The sequence below is a fragment of the Campylobacter concisus genome, from assembly GCF_002914195.1.
Classification (GTDB): domain Bacteria; phylum Campylobacterota; class Campylobacteria; order Campylobacterales; family Campylobacteraceae; genus Campylobacter_A; species Campylobacter_A concisus_M.
Window position 1 is genome coordinate 26,234 of sequence record NZ_PPAU01000094.1, and the last position, 20,386, is coordinate 46,619.

26 protein-coding genes, 5 tRNA genes and 1 pseudogene are annotated in these 20,386 nt (G+C 36.6%); 10 read left to right on the forward strand and 22 right to left on the reverse strand.

What is annotated here, in order from left to right:
- The first annotated feature begins 119 nt into the window (after positions 1-119).
- On the forward strand, positions 120-704 hold the full coding sequence (locus CYP28_RS05355; protein ID WP_103593395.1) for a hypothetical protein: 585 nt from the start codon (positions 120-122) through the stop codon (positions 702-704).
- Positions 705-740: 36 nt separating this feature from the next.
- On the opposite strand, the gene CYP28_RS05360 is transcribed toward CYP28_RS05355, so the two are convergent.
- From CYP28_RS05360 to CYP28_RS05405, 10 genes are all read right to left on the reverse strand, one after another.
- A complete protein-coding gene (locus CYP28_RS05360) occupies positions 741-1,373 on the reverse strand; it encodes a protein-L-isoaspartate(D-aspartate) O-methyltransferase (RefSeq protein ID WP_103593396.1) in 633 nt (210 codons plus the stop codon).
- Positions 1,374-1,433: 60 nt separating this feature from the next.
- A complete protein-coding gene (locus CYP28_RS05365; protein WP_103593397.1) occupies positions 1,434-2,201 on the reverse strand; it encodes a carbon-nitrogen hydrolase family protein in 768 nt (255 codons plus the stop codon).
- Entirely contained in the window at positions 2,202-2,696 is a 495-nt protein-coding gene (locus tag CYP28_RS05370) for a hypothetical protein (RefSeq protein WP_181000425.1), read from the reverse strand.
- Positions 2,683-3,705 carry a ribonucleotide-diphosphate reductase subunit beta gene (locus tag CYP28_RS05375; protein ID WP_009494790.1) on the reverse strand — a complete coding sequence of 341 codons (1,023 nt, stop codon included), beginning with the start codon at positions 3,703-3,705 and terminating at the stop codon, positions 2,683-2,685. The genes CYP28_RS05370 and CYP28_RS05375 overlap by 14 nt, the downstream gene beginning before the upstream one ends.
- A gap of 71 nt (positions 3,706-3,776) precedes the next feature.
- Positions 3,777-4,901 carry a PepSY-associated TM helix domain-containing protein gene (locus tag CYP28_RS05380; RefSeq protein ID WP_103593399.1) on the reverse strand — a complete coding sequence of 375 codons (1,125 nt, stop codon included), beginning with the start codon at positions 4,899-4,901 and terminating at the stop codon, positions 3,777-3,779.
- 543 nt (positions 4,902-5,444) lie between these two features.
- Positions 5,445-5,711 carry a type II toxin-antitoxin system RelE/ParE family toxin gene (locus CYP28_RS05385; RefSeq protein ID WP_103593400.1) on the reverse strand — a complete coding sequence of 89 codons (267 nt, stop codon included), beginning with the start codon at positions 5,709-5,711 and terminating at the stop codon, positions 5,445-5,447.
- Positions 5,705-5,929 carry a hypothetical protein gene (locus tag CYP28_RS05390; protein WP_103593401.1) on the reverse strand — a complete coding sequence of 75 codons (225 nt, stop codon included), beginning with the start codon at positions 5,927-5,929 and terminating at the stop codon, positions 5,705-5,707. The genes CYP28_RS05385 and CYP28_RS05390 overlap by 7 nt, the downstream gene beginning before the upstream one ends.
- A gap of 398 nt (positions 5,930-6,327) precedes the next feature.
- Complete coding sequence (locus tag CYP28_RS10615; protein ID WP_242047075.1) at positions 6,328-6,642, reverse strand: hypothetical protein; 315 nt, start codon at positions 6,640-6,642, stop codon at positions 6,328-6,330.
- Positions 6,643-6,743: 101 nt separating this feature from the next.
- Positions 6,744-7,082, reverse strand: coding sequence for a hypothetical protein (locus CYP28_RS05400; RefSeq protein ID WP_103593402.1), 339 nt, complete (start codon positions 7,080-7,082; stop codon positions 6,744-6,746).
- A complete protein-coding gene (locus CYP28_RS05405) occupies positions 7,072-7,302 on the reverse strand; it encodes a hypothetical protein (protein ID WP_103593403.1) in 231 nt (76 codons plus the stop codon). The genes CYP28_RS05400 and CYP28_RS05405 overlap by 11 nt, the downstream gene beginning before the upstream one ends.
- A gap of 157 nt (positions 7,303-7,459) precedes the next feature.
- Here CYP28_RS05405 and CYP28_RS05410 point away from each other — a divergent pair, with 157 nt between their 5' ends.
- Positions 7,460-7,681 carry an acyl carrier protein gene (locus CYP28_RS05410; RefSeq protein WP_103593404.1) on the forward strand — a complete coding sequence of 74 codons (222 nt, stop codon included), beginning with the start codon at positions 7,460-7,462 and terminating at the stop codon, positions 7,679-7,681.
- A gap of 124 nt (positions 7,682-7,805) precedes the next feature.
- On the opposite strand, the gene CYP28_RS05415 is transcribed toward CYP28_RS05410, so the two are convergent.
- The 11 genes and pseudogenes from CYP28_RS05415 to CYP28_RS05455 all read right to left on the reverse strand — a co-directional run bounded on the left by CYP28_RS05415 (position 7,806) and on the right by CYP28_RS05455 (position 14,534).
- Positions 7,806-8,672, reverse strand: coding sequence for a TIGR01777 family oxidoreductase (locus CYP28_RS05415; RefSeq protein WP_103593405.1), 867 nt, complete (start codon positions 8,670-8,672; stop codon positions 7,806-7,808).
- Between the two features lie 100 nt (positions 8,673-8,772).
- A pseudogene (locus CYP28_RS10620) lies at positions 8,773-8,901 on the reverse strand (hypothetical protein); the annotation flags it as partial.
- Between the two features lie 879 nt (positions 8,902-9,780).
- Positions 9,781-10,095 (reverse strand): hypothetical protein, encoded by a 315-nt coding sequence (locus CYP28_RS10625; protein ID WP_242047076.1) that lies wholly within the window; start codon positions 10,093-10,095, stop codon positions 9,781-9,783.
- Between the two features lie 315 nt (positions 10,096-10,410).
- Positions 10,411-10,539, reverse strand: a complete 129-nt coding sequence (locus tag CYP28_RS10630; protein WP_258032471.1) for a hypothetical protein — start codon at positions 10,537-10,539, stop codon at positions 10,411-10,413.
- 62 nt (positions 10,540-10,601) lie between these two features.
- Positions 10,602-11,432, reverse strand: coding sequence for a phage antirepressor KilAC domain-containing protein (locus tag CYP28_RS05425; RefSeq protein ID WP_103593406.1), 831 nt, complete (start codon positions 11,430-11,432; stop codon positions 10,602-10,604).
- Entirely contained in the window at positions 11,410-11,646 is a 237-nt protein-coding gene (locus CYP28_RS05430; protein ID WP_072595198.1) for a hypothetical protein, read from the reverse strand. The genes CYP28_RS05425 and CYP28_RS05430 overlap by 23 nt, the downstream gene beginning before the upstream one ends.
- A complete protein-coding gene (locus CYP28_RS05435) occupies positions 11,643-11,909 on the reverse strand; it encodes a hypothetical protein (RefSeq protein WP_103593407.1) in 267 nt (88 codons plus the stop codon). The genes CYP28_RS05430 and CYP28_RS05435 overlap by 4 nt, the downstream gene beginning before the upstream one ends.
- The gene (locus CYP28_RS05440) at positions 11,906-12,115 is read right to left on the reverse strand and encodes a helix-turn-helix transcriptional regulator (RefSeq protein ID WP_103593408.1); all 210 of its coding nucleotides are present in this window, start codon (positions 12,113-12,115) and stop codon (positions 11,906-11,908) included. The genes CYP28_RS05435 and CYP28_RS05440 overlap by 4 nt, the downstream gene beginning before the upstream one ends.
- 261 nt (positions 12,116-12,376) lie before the next feature.
- Positions 12,377-13,039, reverse strand: a complete 663-nt coding sequence (locus tag CYP28_RS05445; protein ID WP_103593409.1) for a hypothetical protein — start codon at positions 13,037-13,039, stop codon at positions 12,377-12,379.
- A gap of 7 nt (positions 13,040-13,046) precedes the next feature.
- The gene (locus CYP28_RS05450) at positions 13,047-14,267 is read right to left on the reverse strand and encodes a tyrosine-type recombinase/integrase (RefSeq protein ID WP_103593410.1); all 1,221 of its coding nucleotides are present in this window, start codon (positions 14,265-14,267) and stop codon (positions 13,047-13,049) included.
- A 191-nt stretch (positions 14,268-14,458) separates the two neighbouring features.
- A tRNA-Ala gene (locus CYP28_RS05455) sits at positions 14,459-14,534 on the reverse strand.
- A gap of 106 nt (positions 14,535-14,640) precedes the next feature.
- Here CYP28_RS05455 and CYP28_RS05460 point away from each other — a divergent pair.
- From CYP28_RS05460 to CYP28_RS05485, 7 genes are all read left to right on the forward strand, one after another.
- Positions 14,641-14,715: transfer RNA gene (locus CYP28_RS05460), tRNA-Gly, on the forward strand.
- Positions 14,716-14,723: 8 nt separating this feature from the next.
- Positions 14,724-14,810, forward strand: a tRNA-Leu gene (locus tag CYP28_RS05465).
- Positions 14,811-14,816: 6 nt separating this feature from the next.
- A tRNA-Cys gene (locus CYP28_RS05470) sits at positions 14,817-14,890 on the forward strand.
- Between the two features lie 32 nt (positions 14,891-14,922).
- A complete protein-coding gene (locus CYP28_RS10335; RefSeq protein ID WP_180997929.1) occupies positions 14,923-15,078 on the forward strand; it encodes a hypothetical protein in 156 nt (51 codons plus the stop codon).
- A 58-nt stretch (positions 15,079-15,136) separates the two neighbouring features.
- A tRNA-Ser gene (locus CYP28_RS05475) sits at positions 15,137-15,226 on the forward strand.
- Positions 15,227-15,383: 157 nt separating this feature from the next.
- Positions 15,384-16,646 carry a tyrosine-type recombinase/integrase gene (locus CYP28_RS05480; protein ID WP_103593411.1) on the forward strand — a complete coding sequence of 421 codons (1,263 nt, stop codon included), beginning with the start codon at positions 15,384-15,386 and terminating at the stop codon, positions 16,644-16,646.
- A 62-nt stretch (positions 16,647-16,708) separates the two neighbouring features.
- Positions 16,709-18,331, forward strand: a complete 1,623-nt coding sequence (locus CYP28_RS05485; protein WP_103593412.1) for a tyrosine-type recombinase/integrase — start codon at positions 16,709-16,711, stop codon at positions 18,329-18,331.
- Positions 18,332-18,542: 211 nt separating this feature from the next.
- Here the strand turns inward: CYP28_RS05485 and CYP28_RS05490 are convergent, their stop codons facing one another.
- Positions 18,543-19,082, reverse strand: coding sequence for a hypothetical protein (locus CYP28_RS05490; RefSeq protein ID WP_180997928.1), 540 nt, complete (start codon positions 19,080-19,082; stop codon positions 18,543-18,545).
- A 304-nt stretch (positions 19,083-19,386) separates the two neighbouring features.
- On the opposite strand from CYP28_RS05490, the gene CYP28_RS05495 reads away from it, so the two are divergent.
- Positions 19,387-19,980: a site-specific integrase gene (locus CYP28_RS05495; protein ID WP_258032472.1), complete on the forward strand. Its 594-nt coding sequence runs from the start codon at positions 19,387-19,389 to the stop codon at positions 19,978-19,980.
- The last annotated feature ends 406 nt before the right edge of the window (positions 19,981-20,386 follow it).

Consider the following 20,386-nt stretch of genomic DNA (forward strand, 5'->3'; position numbering starts at 1 on the left):
AAAATTTCTTATTAAATTTTAAAGCCAAAGGATGATTAAAATAGTGGTTTATTAAATTTAAATTTTATATAGATTAAAAGCTTAGATATAAAATCTCAGAAATTTTTTAAAGGAGAAGTATGAAAAATTTACTTGTAAAATCAAGCTTAATTCTAGCTTTGGTAAGCTCAGTTGCACTAGCTCAAGGTGCATTTGTTGGTGGTGAAGGTGATTATTCGTTTAACTCAAAAATCAAAACAAAAAACATAGCAAGTAGTGAGAAAAACAACTTCAAAAAAGGTCACTATGGTCTTGGCTTTTATGGCGGTTATGATTTTGACAGCTATAGAGCTTATGGCGGTTATTATTATGACTTTAAAGCTAGGAAAAATGCTGGTGAATCAGATGCAAAATGGAGTAAGCATAAATTTTTAGGTGGTGTTGATTATACGCCAAATATCACTGAAAATTTTAAAGCCGTTCTTGGCGGATACACAGGTCTTGGATATTTGAGTGTTAGAGAGAGATTTGAAAATGAAACGAGCAAGAAAAATTTCAAAGGTTTGCTAGTCGGTGCAAAAGCGGGCGGTATCTACTCATTTGATGAGCATAACGCGATCGAGTTTGGCTTAAAAGCTGATAAGACTTTTTATAAGAAAAATAGTGGAGCTCAGCTAAGAGATACGACTATAGGAATTTATACAGGCTACACTTATAAATTCTAACATTTAAGCAAGGCTTAGGCTTTGCCTAATTTTGGACTACTCTCTACCTTCAAGAAGTGGCACAAAAAGGCACTCATCTAAGTACTCTTTTTCTAAATTTCCATCTTTATCTTTTTTAAATTTAGCGATAAATTGCTTGCCATCCTTCTTCATTGGAGCTACTAAAATTCCACCATTTTTAAGCTGTTTAAATAAATTTAGCGAGATCTCATCAGCAGCTGCCGAGAGCAAGATACGATCGAATGGTGCGTAGCTTCGCCAGCCGTTGTTGCCGTCATCATATCTTACATGTACGTTTTTTATTTTTAGTACCTCGAAGCGTTTTTTTGCCTCCATGGCCAGTTTCTCTATTCGCTCGACACTAAAAATTCTATGTGCAAGTTTGCTTAAAATCGCTGCTTGATAGCCACTGCCACAGCCTATTTCTAGGATATTGTCCATATTTTCGCACTCTAGTGCCATCGTCATTTTTGCCACAGTTAGTGGCGAGCTGATCCACTGGTTGCCCAGTATGGGCTGAGCGTCAAGTTTATAAGCATGGGCGGTGATGGGTACGAAAATTTCGCGTTCGGTTGTTGATATCGCGTCAAATAAAAGTGGGCTTAGTGTGATCTCGTCGGCTATGTCGCTAGCTAAATTTTGGCATTTTATCGCTTCTAGTTGGGTCAAAATTTATATCCTAAATAAAAATTAAATCGTTATTATACGATTTAAAACTTATCTTAAAATTTATAAAATCCCTAAATTCGTTTTGATCTCTTTTATTAAATTTGCATCAAATATCGTCTCTTTAACAAGCGTGCCATTTGGTAAAAATACTCCAGCAACTTCTAATGCAAGAGAGCTTGAGATCATGACATAGCAGTTGTTTGCGATAGCTAGAGCCTTGCAAAGACTAAGATAAGCATCCTCTCTAGCCTTGCCCCACATGGCTGGTACCATGATAATGTCACATCCTTTTAGCTTTGCCCAAAGCCTGCTATCGCGTAGTTCAAAACAGATTAGTACGCCAAGCTTTAGCCCTCTAAAATCAAAGGCATTTATCTCTCCCACATCGCCAGCGGCAAAAATTTCATGCTCTAAATTTGGCCGAAAAAGCTCAGCCTTAAACTGCGAATGAAAGACGTTATTTGAGTTAAGAAGTAAAAATTCGTTATAAATTTTTGGTTGGTGCGGATTTAGATTCGAAATTTGAGCAAGACCTGCGCTTTTATTTAGGCTGGTAAGGTGCGTAAAACCAAGAAATTTATCTGGGCTAAGTGCCTCTTGCAAGCGTTCAAGCAACATCGCATCAAAGCTACCTATCATACCACCAAGCATCGCTTTGTTCGCCCCTGCAAAAAAGCCGTCAAAGTCGTAGCCACTGATGCAAAGCTCACTTGCAAGAATGAGTGAATTTTCAGGTGCAGCCTCAACTAAATTTGCAAGCTCTTCTAGCCGCTCGGTAGCATTTTTTGCCTTTAAAGTTAGGCTTATTAGGTTTAAATTTTCGCTCATTTATTTTCCAAATACAAATATAGTTTGCTTTGGCGCATGGCAATTTTCTGGAATTCTAAAATCCATATCCGTCCCGCCAATTTCAGGAGTTGGCTTTAGCAAAACTGTTATGGCTGTGGTCTTGTTATCACGCTGTGAAAGCGGATCGTTAAAGACCCATACTTCGTAAGAAAACGAGGTTTTATCGTCAAAATATACCACTCTAGTCTCTTTTAGGTCGGTGGATTTAAAGCTACATACCCTATTTATCTGCTTTAAAACATCGACAAAAAGAGCAGACCCGATAGGTGCCAGACTTGGCCGGACATCGCCAGCTGGCATGCTTTGGTAGATGATAACATATTTGGTTTCGTCTGTTTTGACAAGTATGTAAGGGTTAAAACTATTTAATAGATCCTTATTTGCTATGTCGATCGCCCTCTGGCTGCTACTACTCGCACACCCCACAAAAAGCACGCAGGCAAGGGCTAAGATGCTATTTTTAAAAGTCATCAAAGCTGATACTTCCCTTGCTATAGTTTGTCACCTTTGCTTCAAAGAAATTTGACTTTTGGTCGTTAAATTTCGCAAAGTCATCGACCCATTTGATAGGGTGAGCGACGTTGTATTTGCGTTTTAGGCCGATCGCAACTAGGCGTTGGTCGATGAGATAGTGGATGTACTGCTCGATGATATCATCAGTAAAGCCCATTATTTGGTTTTGAGTGATATATTTGCCCCATTTGATCTCTAAATTTCCAGCTTTTTCAAACATATCATAAATTTTTGCCTCAGTCTCGGGAGTGAAAAGGTCGGGTCTCTCTTTGCGGACTGAATTTATCATGTTTTGAAACAAAAGCAAGTGCGTGATCTCGTCGCGTTGGATGAAGCGGATCATCTGCGCTGAGCCTAACATCTTGCCAGCGCGAGCTAGAGCGTAGATCGCTGTAAAGCCACTGTAAAAATAGATACCCTCTAAAATTTGGTTGGCAACCATTGCAAGAAGCAGCTTCTCATCAGTCACTTCGCCCGCAAGCTCCTCATAGACGCTTGAGATGTAGTCGTTTTTTTCACGCAAGACGTCGTCATGTTTCTCCATCTCGTAGATGAGGTCGGTGTTGTCACAGATCGCCTCGACCATGACAGCGTAAGACTTGCTGTGGTTTGCCTCTTCGTAGGCTTGGCGGCTTAGCACGGCGTTGATCTCTGGCGCGGTGATGTAAGGGTTGATGTTGTCAGCTAGGTTGTTTGTCTGAAAGCTATCCATCGAGATGAGCTGGCTCCAAACTAGGTCGTACATGCGTTTTTCGGCCTCTGTGAGGTTGTAGGCGTAGTCGCGCACATCGTCGGTGGTGTCGACCTCTTTTGGAAACCAGGTATTTGCTTCCATGAGGTCCCAAAGCTTTAACGCCCACTCGTATTTTGCCTTGGTGAAATTTAAAATGCCGTGTGGGTTGCCGTTAAAGACTCTTCTGTCAGTCAAATTTTCATTTGAACTTGGGTTGTAGATGCGTTTTCTATTCATAAATTTCTCTCTTGTTTGTGGTAAAAATTTCTTAAAATCTTACCCAAAGCAAGGTAAAAATTTACTTTTATTTAGATGGCTTTGCTCCTTTTTATGGTCATCAAAAAGCCAGTTATTATTAGTAAAACTGCGATCACACATGATACGGCAAAGACGATCTGGCCGATCTCGCCAAACATCTCACCAGTATGCAGGCTAAGTACTTTGCGACCAGCCTTTTTTACCTCTGGGATGCTTTCAGACTTGCTAACAAGTTTATTCTCTTTGATCTTGCCAGCGCTCGCGTCAAGCTTTAGCTTGCCCACTTGGCTCTCGCTAGTTTCGTAGTTTATAGTGTAGGTAGTTTGGTTATTTTCAGGCACGTTTATCGTGAGCGATTTTAGCTCTAGTGTGACGTTATCTTTAAAAATTTGCTTCACAGCCTCGATCTCTTTAAATTTCTCGTCGTTTATTGGGAGTAAATTTGATTGCGGTAGACTTTTTTTCATTGGAGCTGTTTTTAGATCAAAAAATATACTATTTACGCCACTTCTGACCCAGCCATAAGACCAGTAAAGTCCAGTTAGTGACATCACTACAAGCAAGATCGCCACGTAGGTGCCAAGGCTGGTGTGAAGATTGTAGAAGCAGGCGTAGCCCTTTGCTTTTGGCTTAATTTTTAGAGAATTTAAGAAATTTCGCTTGATCGCTGGTGCGTAGAGGATGAGTCCACTGATAGCAAGCAGAGCCATGATGATAGAGCTAATAGCAACTATTTGTTTGCCGATATTGGCTGGTACTTTGCTATCAAGCAAGGCAAGTCCTAAATTTCTATGAAGACTTAAGATAATTATACGAAATTTCTCACCCCAGTCCTCGCTAATAACTTCGCCACTCCTTGGATCTATAAAGAAATTTAATTGCTTTTTATCTTTTGTAATGCTTATACGATAAGCTTCATTTGCTCCACCTATTTGTAAGCTTTCAAGCGTATCAAATTGAATCTCACTTTTTGCTTTAGCTAGGAGTTCATTTAAACTTAAATTTTCTTTTTCACTAGGAACTAGGTTTATAAAATTTTTATTTATCGCACTTTTGATCTCTTCTCTATAAGATGCAAATGGTGCTGAAAGAGTCATGAATATTAGCGGAATAGCCGCAATTAGCCCAATTATTAGGTGGATGTTGAAAATGATTTTTCCTCGTTTTAAAAACATTTTTTTCCTTTGAATTTTAATAGCGAATATTATTTTATTTTTTGTTAAAGCAAGATAAAAATTTATAAAATTATTTTTTAGTTATTAACTTTTACTAATGTTGATAAGGGTCTTGATATCAATTATTCATTAAATTTTTACATATTGGCATCTTTTTTTGTAAAAAGTTATTTTTGCAAAAGGTATAAATAATGATAGATGTATTTAGATTTATGGTGGAGTTAAGCGGAAAATGTTTTTAGCTTTAAAGTCCGTTTTTATCGACTTTTAATAAAATTAAAATCAATAATTTTTACACTCATTTATACACTCTAGCTTTTTAAGCTTTAAGTGTTTGATTTGTTGGTTATGAAAAGTTTAGTTTTCAATACAAAATAATTGTAAGTGCCTAAAATATAGGATTGTAAAGTAGTAAAGTTAAATGGTTTAAGTTTCGGACGCTTAAAGTGGTCATTTTGGCTTAAGAAAAATTAGTTTTCATCTCTTTTTTGCTCGAAAACTTAATTAAGGTTATTTTGTGAAACGTTATCGCTTTTATACGTTTCACGCTTGCCACTCGTTAGCCTTGTAAATGCCTAAAAGTTTAATGGCGTCTTTGTCAATCAAGTAGGGCATTACATAACCTTTGGCGATTAGCTCTCTTTTGTCGTCCGTTATCGCTCGTCCTAATCGTGGATTGTCGCTCAAAAGCTCCACGGCGTCCAGTAACTTGCTAACGAAACTCTGCGCCCTATTTGGATTATCTTTTGCGATAAAATCAAACACTGCTTTTAATTCGAGGTTAAAACGTGCCGTGCGCTTAATTACCATTTGGCTATCTCGTCGCGTATTCCCTCCAGCGGATATGTTTCAAGCTCTCCGCGTCTGATAGCCTTAACATCCGCTTCATATTCGCTAAAGCGCGATTGATATTTAACCTCATCGCTTAGGTTTAGCTTCACGCCGTCAAATTTAGCTAGCGTTATTAGTATCTCTCTTGCTTTTTCTATGAAATCGGCGTTATCTGTCCGTATAGTTAATGTTTGCATTTGCAACCCTTTCTTTTGATTATTTTATCTTGTATTGTTAAAAGGTGGCTTAGTATTCACTTTTGGCATTCACTTTTATTCACCAACTACCCACTTTATACGCTTATTGCGTGCTTGCTAGTATTCGCTTAGTATTCACTTAGGCGCTCATTTCTATTTCTGATTTTTGAGTTTGTGCCGATAACAGCGTTATTTTGGCTTCAGCTGAGCGCTCATTTTTGTTCCCATTCTTTTTAGTGGTAACTTTTCGCTTTTAGCCTTGTTTTTATCGTTGTTTGTATGGTAACTTTTCGCACTTACTATTTAAAACCTCGCTTGCTCTGGTTCTTGCCTTTGCGAAAGCTTTCGCCGTTTCTTTGCTGTTTTATGCTTTGGTATTTAAATAAATAGCCGTTTCTTTACATCGCATTTTTTACATATCGTTTTACGCTCGCCTTTGCCCTATCTGGCTTCATTCTATTTTGCATAATCCACGAGTAAGCCTCTAGTGGCAAAGCGTAAATTTTGGCTAGCTCTTTATCGTATTTACTCACTTTCATAACTCTCAAATTGTTAATAATAGTTTCGTCCGTGTAAGGGCTATTAAACACTTTTAGGATTAAAAAGGCTATTTCGGTTAAGTAATAATCATCTGCTCGCTTTTCCCAGTCTGGGTAAAACTTGTCAAGGACTTTAAAAAAGGTTTCTAGCGTGTTTAACTCTTTTGGTAGCATCGATTTAGCCTTTTTGATTTTTTCAGTATTTTATGAAAAAGGCTGTTTAACCTCTCGTGGAGTGATGAGGTTAGGGGCTAGCCTTGCCCCTTTAGATTATATTAGCTTGCTTGCATATCGTTTTGCAAGCTCGCACCTTTTAAGGGCTTGTGCCATGTAAAAATCCCTTTGGCTTCTAGGGGATTATTTTTGCTAAAGTCCTCTTTGCTTTTATCACCAGGGCTTAGGCGGTCAAGCTGTCTTTTCAAGTGCTTTACTTGTGCTTCTGCGTGCCTGAGCTCGTTAATGTAATAATCTACGAATAGCCACGCCTTAGCACCTGCTTGATAAATAGCTTCATCTCTGCTGACGTTCTCGCTTTGCTCTAGTGTGCTTATTAGCTCATCAAAGCTTCGAGCCTTTTCAAGCTCGTATAATTTTATGTATGTTCTAACTCTCATCTTTTGCCCCTTGTTCATAATATTTGATTATTGCCTCGGCTACGTCGTCAAGAATGTTGCTTAACAAAAAGCTAGCCGATAGCCTGCTTTTTTCATTAATTAACTCATCTTGCTCGCTAACATTTAAAGCTAGCATTAATGTTGATACTTGGTTTAATAACGGCGGTATCTCATTGACTAAGTCAAATTTGTTGTTTAGTTCCTCAAAAATTACTTTCATTTTTATTCCTTTAAAGTATATTTACGCTATTAATTTTAAGTAAAATCATATTGTAACGATACTTAAAAGATTATTAACTAAAATAGCATAACAATATTTTATTTTTATTTTTTATTGCGTTATGCTATTATTTCATAAAAAAATAAAGGCTAAAAAAATGGATAAAAACGAATTTCAAAACTTGTTAAATAAAGCTGGTATCAATAAAAAACGACTTAGTGAATTATCCAACATCCCTTACGCAACAGTTAATGCTTGGGGGTCACGCACTCCATATCCACCTTATTTAAAATTTATGCTTGAAAACTACATTAAGTCGCTTGATATGGATAAAATCGTTGAGGTAGTTAAGCCCTACACTGAAAACAAAGAGGATTAATATCATTTGTAACGAGTTCGTCCGTTACATGTAACGTTACACGTGTTACCCTCTAGGGTGTCAGCTGTGCCCCTAGGGCGATAAGAGAAAATCTGCTTAAGTTTTGTTGAGCCTTTAAAAAATCTCAGCTTAAAATTTCACTCAAAGCAGCGTTTAAATCACCAAATTTAAACTCAAAGCCCTGTTTTAGTAAATTTACAGGTCGCACATCTGCACCTTCAAGCAATATCGCCGAGCCTTCGCCAAATTTTAGCTGCAAAACAAAGCTTGGGACATTAAAAATGGCTGGGCGTTTAAGTGTGTTTGCAAGGGTCTTTGTGAAGCTTTCATTGGTAGCAAATTCTGGCGAAACAAGGTTAAAAATGCCTGAAATTTCACGATTTAGCACAAGCTCATAAGCTTTTAGTAAATCGTCCAGATGCACCCACGAAAAGCTCTGCTTTCCGCCTGCCAAAACGCCGCCAAGACCTAGCTTAAAAATCGGCAACATCTTAGCCAAAGCACCGCCCGTTTTGCCATCAACCCCTCTGCCAAGCACTACGCCAAGCCTAAAAATCGCCGTTTTCACGCCAAGCTCACTGGCCTTTAACGCTTCATTTTCCCAAGCCACCGCCAATTTTCCCAAAAATCCTTTATTAAAATTCTGCGAACTTTCATCGTGTATTAAACCGCTCTCATAAATGCCAACCGCCGAAGTTGAGATGAAAATTTTGGGCTTTTTTGAAGTCTTTGAAAGTGCCAAAACAAGGTTTTTCGTACTTGTAATTCGGCTATTAAAAAGCTCATTTTTATAGCTTTGATTCCATCTTTGTGAGATGTTTGCACCAGCTAAATTTATTAGAGCATCACACTCTTGCAAAATCTCAGTCAAAGCTGAAATATCCGCATAAATCTCGCGCTTTATTTTTAAAATTTCATGCCCTTTTGAAGCTAAAAACTCACACAAATTTGAGCCAACAAAACCACTCGTGCCATTTATCGCTATTTTCAAGTTTGCCCTTATCAAATTTTCTTAATTGCAATTTTCACTTTGCTTCAAAGCGTGTATTTTAAGAAGTTCATCCTTTTTTGGTTTTTTAGATTATACCAAGCATGATTTTAAATCTCTCTGACAAGCAATACTTTAAAAGTGAAGTGTCTTTGTAGTCTATAAAATCAATCTTTGCTTCTGTAAATTTGCAATTAACCCATCTCACTTTTTTTGTAAAAAAATTTCTCATTTTTAACCTTAATGTAAATATTTTTAGCCCTCTTAATAATTAGTTTTTTCATTTAAGGAAAAGAGGAGATTTTTTGTAACAAAAAGGTCATTGTAGGGTAGTTTTACAAGGGCACACTATACGTTCGTTTTCTTAAATTGTGATTTTCGCTCGTGCATGGCTTGTGTGCAAAGCTCTAGCCCTGCGGTGCTAGCTTTGATTTTTGATTTAAAAAGATAAACGAAAAACGCTAAAAATATGGCAAGCGGTGGCAATCTCTGCAATACCCTTTTTTATAAAACCTTAAGCAAGCTAAAAAAGGGCTGTTTTGGCTTAAGGTTAAAAGCCGTTTTCATTTTTTTTGTGAAATCCATTTTTTACTAGGTTTTCCCTTTTTTTGTGGATAACCTGCTCCTTTTTTTTGTGGAGCAGCATATAATCCACCCCTTTGGCTGTCGTCGTTTTATTTTTTTATGGAGCGATGAGGTAGATTAAATCTAGGTCATCTTTTAAAGCTGGCTATGTTTAACATAGGTAGCTTTTACGTTTCACTTTCAAGGCTCGAGCTTTGATAATAGGTTTATTTGGGTTTCATTGTTAGAGCTAGTTGGGCGGATAGCCTATTTTTAGGGGTCGGCTCGTTGCCTTAATTTTAAGGGGACGGACAAAACTCACATTTAAGGGGCATTGCTACGTAAGCTAAAAAATAGGCTAACGCATAAAATAAGGGCTTCACTCCCCCGAAAATTCGGGGCAGCGAATTCGTCTTGCGTTGAGGTAACGAGCCAAAATCTCGGCTGGTTATCATAATAGATTTTGCTTGATTTGTTTAAAAATGGCTTGTATAATTACGGCGAAATTCACCGAGGGTGCTTTAAAGCCCTCCTTGCAAATATCCGCTTATGCTCTTAGTTCTCTTTTATTCTCTTTTGACTTGTAGGGCTTGATTGTGTCTTGCTCTTTCGTGGTCTTATCCAGTATGGATTTAAACTCATCTAGGGCGTATGGGAGTTGCAAATTTAGCCTTTGCTTGAGTGGCAAGGGATTATCTTTGCTTTTAGGATTTATGCTTACTACGGCTTCGGCTCGGTAGATAGGCAAGTTTAGATTATTCTTTTTTGCCTTGTCATAAAAATACACTCTAGTTAATACATCGTTGTTTTTTAGATACTTGGTATTTTCAAAGCTAATAACCTCATCGCAAAAAAGGGTCAAGGTTAAAGGGGCTATCCTTATCAAAACACAAATCAAGCGATGAAACGTTATTTATCACGCCTAGAAGCTCCGTTATTAACTCTTTTGGTGGAGGTGTCTTATTATATTGCCTAAGTCCATAAACTTCAAATAACGCCTTTTGTGGCTCATTGCCTGCGTTTTTTAATGTAGCGTAGAAAATAGGCAAGTCGCCAAGAGTATAGATATTTACTATCTCATAACCTTTAAACTCGTGCCTGCGTTCGATTTTTACCGCTTTGGCTGTCTGCTTATCCAGCTTTTGCCATTTTTTGCCATATTTTCGAGCAACTGACTTTAAAAGGTCGATTTTTTATGGGTCTTTTGCGTGATAGCTTTTTTGAAAAATGTAGCCCTTATCGTGTCTATGTAAATTTTGCTCTCGGCTGGGTTGATAATGCTTGCAAGTTCTGCTAAAATATCCATTGAAATTAACTTTTAAAGGGCGGCTAAACTTGCTCGGCTTGACCGCCCCTAAAATTCTTTAATTAGCTCTTTATTCGAGGCGTATTTTTAGCTTTTATAGCCTCGATTAGCTTTTTAGCTAACTTTACTTGACCTCTTGGTGTTATTAGGGGTCTAAAGCTTAGACACCGCTCGCCGTTTGGCTTTGTAAATGGTTGTGGTTTATATTCAAAATAACCCATATTTAGATATTTTTGCAAAGGTTCATTATTAAACATCAAAATCCCTAGTTCGCGCATTAGAGCGAATAACTGGTTTTGCCCTGTATTTATGCCTTGCTCTTTATTGCAAAGCGTTTTCGCATAATCGCCTATTTTAATACTGCCTTTACTGCTTTCAATTGTCTTAGCATATGCAATATAAGGCTTATTTTCTATCGCCTGAGCTTCGAGGCGGTTATTTTCCTCTAGTGTGTCAGCGTATCTTAGGGCTAGTTCTGCAAGTGAGCGAGGATTATCTAAAAGCTCTTGAATAGTAGTAGGGCGGTTATTGCTGTTTAGGATAAAATCGCTCGCCCAGTCCCTAAAAGCTATCGTTTGAGGTGTTTCGGTTAGCTTAAAGCCTAGAGTTATCACGCCCTTTTTAGTCCAAAACACCATTTTTTGACTATTAGACACCCCGCCCGATTTGTCCGGGGGTGTATCATATACGCCACCTTTGCCATCGTTATACATATCTTTGTAATAATAATGCACGCCCTCGATGTATTCGGTCGCGCCTTGCGTTCTTTGTTTTCTTACTGCTTCTTGTGTAACTCCAAAGCCCTCGGCTACTTGTCTATCTGATAAGCTCCACGTGTCTTTATACTCCAAAACTTCTAAATCTAAATTATTAAACGTTACTATTGCTTTCATCGTTGTATCCTTGTTCTGTTAGCTCTCTTACCTGCTTTCTTAAATTTTTGTTGATGTAAAATAGGTCGTAAGCCATATTTATTAGCCCTTGTGGTGCTTCTTTCACACTCGAAACGCCATAAGCTCTTAAATGGCTAGTAAATTCTTTTATCTTTTGAGGCTCGATAGCGATTATCGCTCCGCCTTTGCCTGCTGTTGTAATTTGAAGTTTCATTTTTTACCCTTTTTTCGCTGTTTAAAAAAGCCGTTTATTAGCTTTTTGTTTTCGTCCTTTAGTTTGTTTAAGTCCCCTGCTAGTTGTAGCGATGTATCGTAAAAGCTAAGGGCTACATCTAACGCCTGCTTTGTTTGTTCGCTTATCTCGTCGTTGCTTATGGCTTCGGCTAGGCTTGGTATTTGCTCTTTTACTATTAGCATAAAGCCTAAATAAAAATCCTCTTCGCTTAACTTATCGTATCTTGGTTTTAGGGGCTTCATCTTTCGCCCCCTTGCTCTGGTGTCGCTCCGCCTTGCTTTTTATACATAAAGGCTTCGAGGTCATCACGTTTAAAGCGGATAGTTTGATTTGTGTAAATGATAGGTTTTGGGAAGTCGCTTGATTTCTTGTATCTGTAAAGTGTTGATACTCCTATGCCTAAAAACTCCGCTGTTTCTTTTGAATTTAGTAGGGCTTTGTTTTGCATTTTTAATCCTTGTATATGTAATTTTTCTCAAATGGTTAAGCCTGAATGCTTGCAAGCTTGATATGCTTAAGTTGATTTGATGTAAGAATATTAATAAATAAAAATGTTAATAGCTAGTGTAAAAGTGGCGTTAAAATCGATGTTAGAAAAATAAAAGATGTTTATTTTTTAATGTAGATTTTTAAAAAATTTCATTAGTTTTAATGTAAAAAATAAATTTCTTACATTGCTTTTGATGTAAGAAATTTTTAGAGGTGTTTTTTATGCTTCTCTGTCGGATTTTATCCGTATATTTGGCTTATTGTTAAAAATATTTCTTATAGTAACCCTTAATTGTGTTATTGCTTTGGCTAACTCTATGGGACTAATATTATTCTTTTTTCTTTCGTTTAGAAGTTCAAAAAAAGCTTTATCAAATTTTTTGTTTGCTATTGTAGGCGTAATATTTTCATCTTTTTCATAACAATCAATTTTTAAGTAAAGTGCGTATATTAAATCATCTATGTTTTTACGCATTTTTATCTCATCAGGATACATAGCCTTTTGGTCCTCTTCGTCAATATCTTCACCCATAAAAAAATCCTCTTTTATATCATATAATGTATTAATAGCTTTTTCTATTTTTTTAAGTAGGCGTTCATTTCTTGTTTGTTTGCGTTCTTTTTTCTTGGCTATGGCTTCTAAATCTTGAATGTATTTATTTATGGTAAATTTGGCGGAATAATCTACGTAAGAATTGCCCTCAGTATTAAAATTTTTTAAAAAAATTAAACTTTCTTTTAACTCATAAATACTAGCCTCGCTTTGAAATTGTGGGTATTTATTTGCATATCGCGACAAAAAATTTAATAACTCATCTTTTAACATTATTTTATCCCTCTCCATTTCTAATAATTCATTTAAGTCAATTTTGTTCTCTGTCATTGTTCTTTTACCCCTTTACCAAACTATCTAAATAATCGCTCCACCACTGCATAAGCTTGGCTCGCTCGTCCAGCCTTTGGCTTCGGTCGTAAATAGCTTTTACACTGCTTCGTTCTTTATGGTCGAGGCAAAGCTCTATCACGTCGCTACTAAATCCGTGATTTTTGATATTTTCATTTAGTAGCGTGCTTGCTGTTGTGCGTAATCCGTGAAATACCATCTCATCGCCAAAGCCTAACCTCTTAATTGCTTGGTTGAGTGTGCTATCGCTTAGCGGTCTTGTCGCACTTATGCCACTAGGAAAGACAAAATCGCCCCTTTTATGCTCTAGCATTGTTTTTAAAAGTTTTTTTACTTGCTTGCTAATAGGCATATAAAAAACTTCTCTTAACTTCATCGCCTCGCCTGGAAACGTGATTAAATTATTCTCAAAATCCACGTATTGCCATTTTAGTTCTCTCACGTTTGCACTACGTAAAAAGGTATGCACGCCAAATATTAATGCCTGCTGCGTGCAAAACGAGCCTTGATACTCCCCTATTGCACTTAATAGCTCTTTTAGCTTTCTTGGCTCGGTTATGGCTTTAAAGTGGTTATTTGTTGAGGTTTTGAAAGCGTCGTTAAAGATAATATCCCTTGTTGGGTTATGCTCGATGTAGCCTTTATTTACGGCTAAGTCCAAAATTTTACGAAGTAGCCTAAAAGTTCTTAACGATGTTTCGTGTGTTATGCCCCTTTTTGCTTCTCGTGCTTGTATCTGCTCTATTGCGTGCGCGTAGTCCCTGCGTTTTAGCTCGGTTATCTCTTTGCTGCCTAGATATGGGATTAGATTTTTTTCGATACGTCCGATTTGCTTATTAAAAGCGATTAGCCCTTTACTCTGCTCTTTGTCTATCCACTCATCGGCTACGTCTTTAAACGTGATAGCCTTTTGCTTGGCTGTGGCTGTCTGCAAGTCCTCGCCCCTATCTCTTAGCCTCTCAAGCTCCAAAGCTTTCGCTCTTGCTTCTGCTAGCGTGATACTCGGATATTTGCCTATTTTGATTTGCTTTGTCGTCCGCTTCTCGTCGCTCTCTTGATATTTGAAATAAAAAGTTTTAGTGGTTTCTTTTTGGGTCTTGTATGCAAGCACATATAAAAATTTTACTCCGTCATCTTTGACCCACTCACGATTTTTATTTTTGAGTGTAAATTTTTTTAATGCCAAATCGTTTGTAAAGCTTGCCATTTCGTAACCCTTAATTTTGAGTGTAAAAAGTTAGTGTAAAGACTTTTTTACACTCAGATATACACTCAAAAGAGTGATATTAGATGAAATGCAATGATAATAATTGAGAGCTTAAAAAGTGGTAAAAGCCCTAAACTTGGGCTTTGAAAAGCTTTTTTTGACAAGGTTTGAAAACCCCTGAAAACGTCTGTTGGTGGAGTTAAGCGGGATCGAACCGCCGACCTCTTGAATGCCATTCAAGCGCTCTCCCAGCTGAGCTATAACCCCAAAGTGGATTTTGACATTTTATCTTTTTATGGCTTACAATATTTTGAAATTCGTTTTAGTAAAATAAAATTTTAAGCAATTTTTGGATAATATTGCAAACTTTAACGCGGGAATAGCTCAGGGGTAGAGCACAACCTTGCCAAGGTTGGGGTCGCGAGTTCGAATCTCGTTTCCCGCTCCATTAACTTAGCCCGAGTGGCGGAATGGTAGACGCAAGGGACTTAAAATCCCTCGGTAGTTTTTACCGTACCGGTTCAAGTCCGGTCTCGGGCACCACGATATGGCGACATGGCCAAGTGGTAAGGCATGAGCCTGCAAAGCTTTGATCCCCGGTTCGAATCCGGGTGTCGCCTCCAAACTTCAAAAATAACTACTCAAAGGAATAATAGTGAGAAATTTATTTTTAGCAGCTTGTATAGCATTTTTTGTAACTGGTTGTTCAAATACTTGGCATGGCGTAAAAGAAGATACTCATAATGCCAAAGAATGGACCAAAGAAAAGATAAATGATGGAGCTACATATATTAAAGAAAAAACAGAGTAAATTTTAGAGATTATAGTAAATTTTAAGCAAAGTTGGTTATAATCACAAATCTTTAATTCGGGAGATGGCTGAGCGGTCGAAAGCGGCGGTCTTGAAAACCGTTGAGGTGTGAAAGCCTCCTGGGGTTCGAATCCCTATCTCCCGGCCACAACCACTCTTAAAATATATCTTCAGATATCTGTATTTCAGCATTTTTAAGCAGCCTATATCACTATATTTTCGTCTCAAATTTCGGACGATTTTATTTTGTTACACTGAATTTGGATTTCTGTTACATCGTTTGCTTATTAGATTAGGAGTTTGCAATGACTTCTAAATTAATAACTCGAATCAAAAATAGACCAAGCTACTACTATTTCGATAAGGCCTTGAAAAATGATAAAATTATCACCGTCAAATATTGTCTATTTACGGACAATGAGTTTGAGGCCAAAGCCATCGCTTTAAAAATAAAAAACGAAGCCGATAATAGACGTAATTCTGTTCAAACCAAAAAATTTATTGATTTACCGTTAAGATACAAGATACGCAACATTCAAAAAAATATTAAAAACAAATCGCATCGACTATCGACGACCGAATATAAAGAAATATTTGAAAAAGTTATATCGGGTATTTATGGGATTACCAAAGCCGACAACGATATGTTTGTCAATAGAAAAGAATGTCAAGAAAACGATAGGCCAAATAAAACACGAAAATCGATAAAATTTACGGATATAGCATCCAGATACGCTCAAAACGAAAGTAAGAAGTCAAATAGTAAAAATACCGGATACTATCAAAGGGTAGCCAAAGCACTTGACATTTATTTTAAGCACAAGCAGATAACCCAAATTTCTTACCAGGACTGCGAGGATTTTCAATTACATCTCTTAAATAATAAAAGGCTTAACAAAAAGACCATCAATAACTACACGTGCTACGCAAGTAGAATGTTTGACTATGCTATCAAAATAGGCCTTATATCTCAAAACCCGTTTAAGCTTTTAAGCTCGTTTAAAATTTCCAAAGATCAAAAATCGCCGAAGGATAATTTTAGCATGGACGAACTGGTTAAGATTTTTAAGACCGATAAAAAGGAGCTTAAAGATTATATGGCGTTTGCCTTGCACACTGGACTTAGGCTTAGCGAAATTTGGAGCTTAGATGAAAGTAGCGTAAGCGAGCGAGACGGTATTAAATTTATCAAAGTTCAAACTGCCAAGCAAAAAGGCGGAGATGTTAAATTTAGAGAGCTGCCGATACATAAAAATATATATCGTCTAAGCGATATGAAGTGGTTAACGAAAATAAAAAAAGGCAAAAGCGATTGTAATTATCTTGGAAAAAGGCTTAACAAACATATTCATGCCGTTTTACCGGACTCCAACGTAAGCTTTCATAGGCTAAGGGCAAATTTTGCGTCCGCTATTAAAAATTACTCCTTAGAAAATGGTTTTACGGATGTTACCTCGGTACTACTCGGGCACGCTACCGATCTAGCAACAGACGTATACGCCAAGGATATCTCGCTAAAAGCAAAGCTAAAAGCTATGAATGGTCTAAATATATTTTCCAATCTCTAGCGATGAAATTCTATTGAATATCTTTGGCTAGTTATGTATAATTTGGCAAAAAGAGGTGAAATATGAATAAAGAGATTTTAAATTTACTTGACGAAGAAAACGTAGACTTCGGTAGGCTTTTTGAGTTTTACTCTGGCATAAAAAAGGATTTTATAAACAAAACAGACAATATCAAGATGGGCTTTATCGGAAACACCCTAGATAAGGAGCAGCTTGAGAGAGATATGGACCATTGCGTAAAGAATTATGCCAGAAATAAAAAAGACAAATATAAATGGCTAAAAAGAGCGGATATTTTAAAAAAATTAAACGACTCAACGCCTACCAAATATTACATGCAAGTCATTTTCAAAGATACTGCAATAATAATTCAAAAAAGCATCATGAATTCGGTTAACGAACTTGATATGCAAAATGAGCCAAAAACAGGCGTAATAGATCTTAAAAATTACAATATACCAGAAGAAGTAATAAAGTACGGCATTTTCACGGATGAAAAAGTAAAAGGCGGCAGATTTATCAATAAACAATTTGTACCCGACAATATTGCAAGGTACTTAGAGAGCGAAACACTTAAAAAAATACCAAAAAGTAAAAAACAACTATTGCCTGCAAATAATGAACTTAAGCCAGAGATAGATTTGCTTGAAACATATGAGTTGTATGAGATGCACGAAGGGGATAAACAGATGTATTCTGATGATACGTTGGGGAGATACAAAAAGGACGTTGAAAGATTAGTAGAATATATGAAAAACAACAATATCTATGAATTAAAGCAACTGCGTGCACAAAATTTTCAAAAGCATATAAAAGATAAAACCAGTAAGGGAAATGCAAATAATATAATAGGCAGACTAAGAAAATTTTTTAATTACGCAGTGCAAGAAAAATATGTGAGTTGTAATCCGTTTGAAAAACTTAGCAACTATAAAGTGGATAAAAATACAACGGATAAAAGAAATTTTACTCTCGATGAGTTAAAAGAATTATTTAGCGGTAAAAATAGCGGCATACGAAAAGAGCTATTAGATTGTTTAAGATTTTTATTATTAACGGGTGTCAGGACGGAGGAATTTTATAATTTAAATAAAGATAGTTTTTATACGGATTGCGATCATCCGTTTTTGAAGGTAAAAACCGCGAAGCAAGGTGCCGATAAGATATTTTATAGAAACATACCATTGCATACATTATTAAAAGATCTCTACAAATACGACTGGATTGCAAAAATTAAAAAAATATATTCAAATAAAGGAACTTTGTCCAAAGCTCTCAATGCCGAAATAGATAAGGTAATAAAAGATAATACGGTAAGCGTCCATAGACTTAGGGGAAATTTTGCTAACGCGATTGATGAGTATTTGTGTTCTAGGGATTTTATCGAATATCAAGACACTTTAAAAAATTTAATGGGACATTCGAAAAGGCTAAGGAAAGACGATATCGAAGATCAAGTAAAATATAAAATAACCAAAACTATACTTGGTTATGCACCCGATATGACACAGGGTACATACTCGCAATCCGAGTATGCGGATCCAAAAATATTAGCAATACGAGGGCTTAATGTCTTTGAAGATATTTTTGAATATTTGAATATCCCAAAAAATCAAATCGGACACGTAAAGCCTAGAAAATCTAGAAAAACAAAAAATAAACCCATCGCCATGATTGCAAAATAAGATAAGACACCGTAATCTGCCGAATTTTGATAAAACTTAGTATGTAGACATGGGTATAAAATCGGTTTTTCGGTTTGACTGGTAGTCGCAAGCCCAAATTTAAAGCTATACTCAAATAGCCCCGCTATTATGACAAAGAATTCGCTTCCGGCTACCACTAGCTCGGCTCCGTATTTTATATCTCTTAGCACGGGTTTTATGGAGGCTAGTTTTATTTTTGAGCTTGCGGTTTTTTGTCTTTGCTCGGCCCTTCGGCAGCTTTTGCTATGCTTGCGTATTTTTTTATCGTTTCTATTACGTTTTTGATCTCGGCAGGCAAATTTTCGTCAAGCTTTTCTGGAATCGAAACGTATAAATTTTCCTTGCTTCTAGTTAATAAAACATAAATTTTTCTATAAAATAGCTTGCGGTCGTTTTTTAGCGTCGTTTGCAGAAACGGCAAAAAGTTGTGTATAACGACGTTTTGCGCTTCAAGGCCTTTGATAGATTGCATCGTAAGCACATCTATGTTTTTATCTTTTGGTAAGGCGTATTCTTTTATGCCCTCGACCGATTTCTTACTATTGCTTAAAACTACGCTAGTTTCGTTTACGGGCAAGGACTCTAAAACGCCTCTAAGTTGCGCAAAGTCATCCATCGCCTTTATATTCACGCTTCCGTCTTGCAGTACGCATTCGATATCTTTCAAAAAGCTTTTATCTAGGTAAAAGCTGTTTTTATAGTAGGTATTTATGGTACTATCGTTTTGCAAGATTTCAAATGCGCATCTAGCGATATTTGATGGTATTCGGTAGACGTTTTTTTAGATTTTTTACCCGCCCTCTCATGTCTATGCGCTCAAATTTTGGATGATGAAAGATATCTGCGATGCTATTCATCGTATAGGGGTAAAATTTCTGCGCCTCATCTATAAAAAAACACGCAGTCCTTTATCTCCTCGTAAATAACCCCCATAAATCTGGCCGGCATATCCTGTGTCTCGTCGCAAAGGACGTAGTCGATCGGATGCTTTGCTAGGTGAGCGCTAAATTTAGCTCTAAATTCGGCTTAAGGTTCTGCCTTACAGCAAGGATGAAGCCAACACTATCTTTAAAATAGTCCAAAATTTTAAAGACACAAACAAGTCACCGAGTAAACGCATAAGTGCAAATGATCTATACTATATAACCATGATAGCAGCATATAGTGGCATGAGGATAAATGAGATAGTTCAGCTAAGAGCACGTGACATCGTTTATCATAATAACGTGCTTTGCTTTAACATAAATAGAGATGATGGCAAGAGTACTAAAAATATAAATTCCATAAGGCTCGTGCCAGTGCATAGTAAGCTAATAGAGCTTGGACTAATGGAGTTTGTAAAACAAAGAGCTAGCTCAAACAAAAGCATCTTTAAAGTAAGAAATAAAGACTTTTCTGAAATTTTTAGATCCCAAATACAACGAAAACTAATAAGTAGCGACAAGCAAAAGACTTTTTACTCGTTTAGGCACTATTTTATAGATACGCTTGTCCAACAAGAAGTAGAGCCAAATATCATAGCTCAAATAGTAGGACATGAGAAACAGTATAAAATTTTATTAGGAACCTATGCTACAAATATAAATGCTAGTGTGTTAAAAGCAAAAGTTGAAATGGTAAGCTACTAATATATCTCATAATACATTTTATTACGTAACTTTACTTCACTATACGTATTTTACATGGTTTTACCTAGGTATACTTGTTTTACTTCACTATACCCTATATACTTAACCTAACTTCACTTAACTATACTTCACGTGACTTCACTATACGTAAAATACGTATACTTACTTTACTATACGTAATTTACGCTACTATACTTAAGTATACCTATTTTACGTATTTTACTTTAGTATACGTGTTTTACCTTACTGTACTTCACTATACATGTTTTACATGGTTTTACCTTATGTAACATTACGTAAAATTATGCTACCATACACTTTAATTATCTAGATTCACTTCTATTAAACATCAACATTTTTATATGTTGATAAACTTACTTAGCAAGCTCGGGCTGAGCTTGCTGTA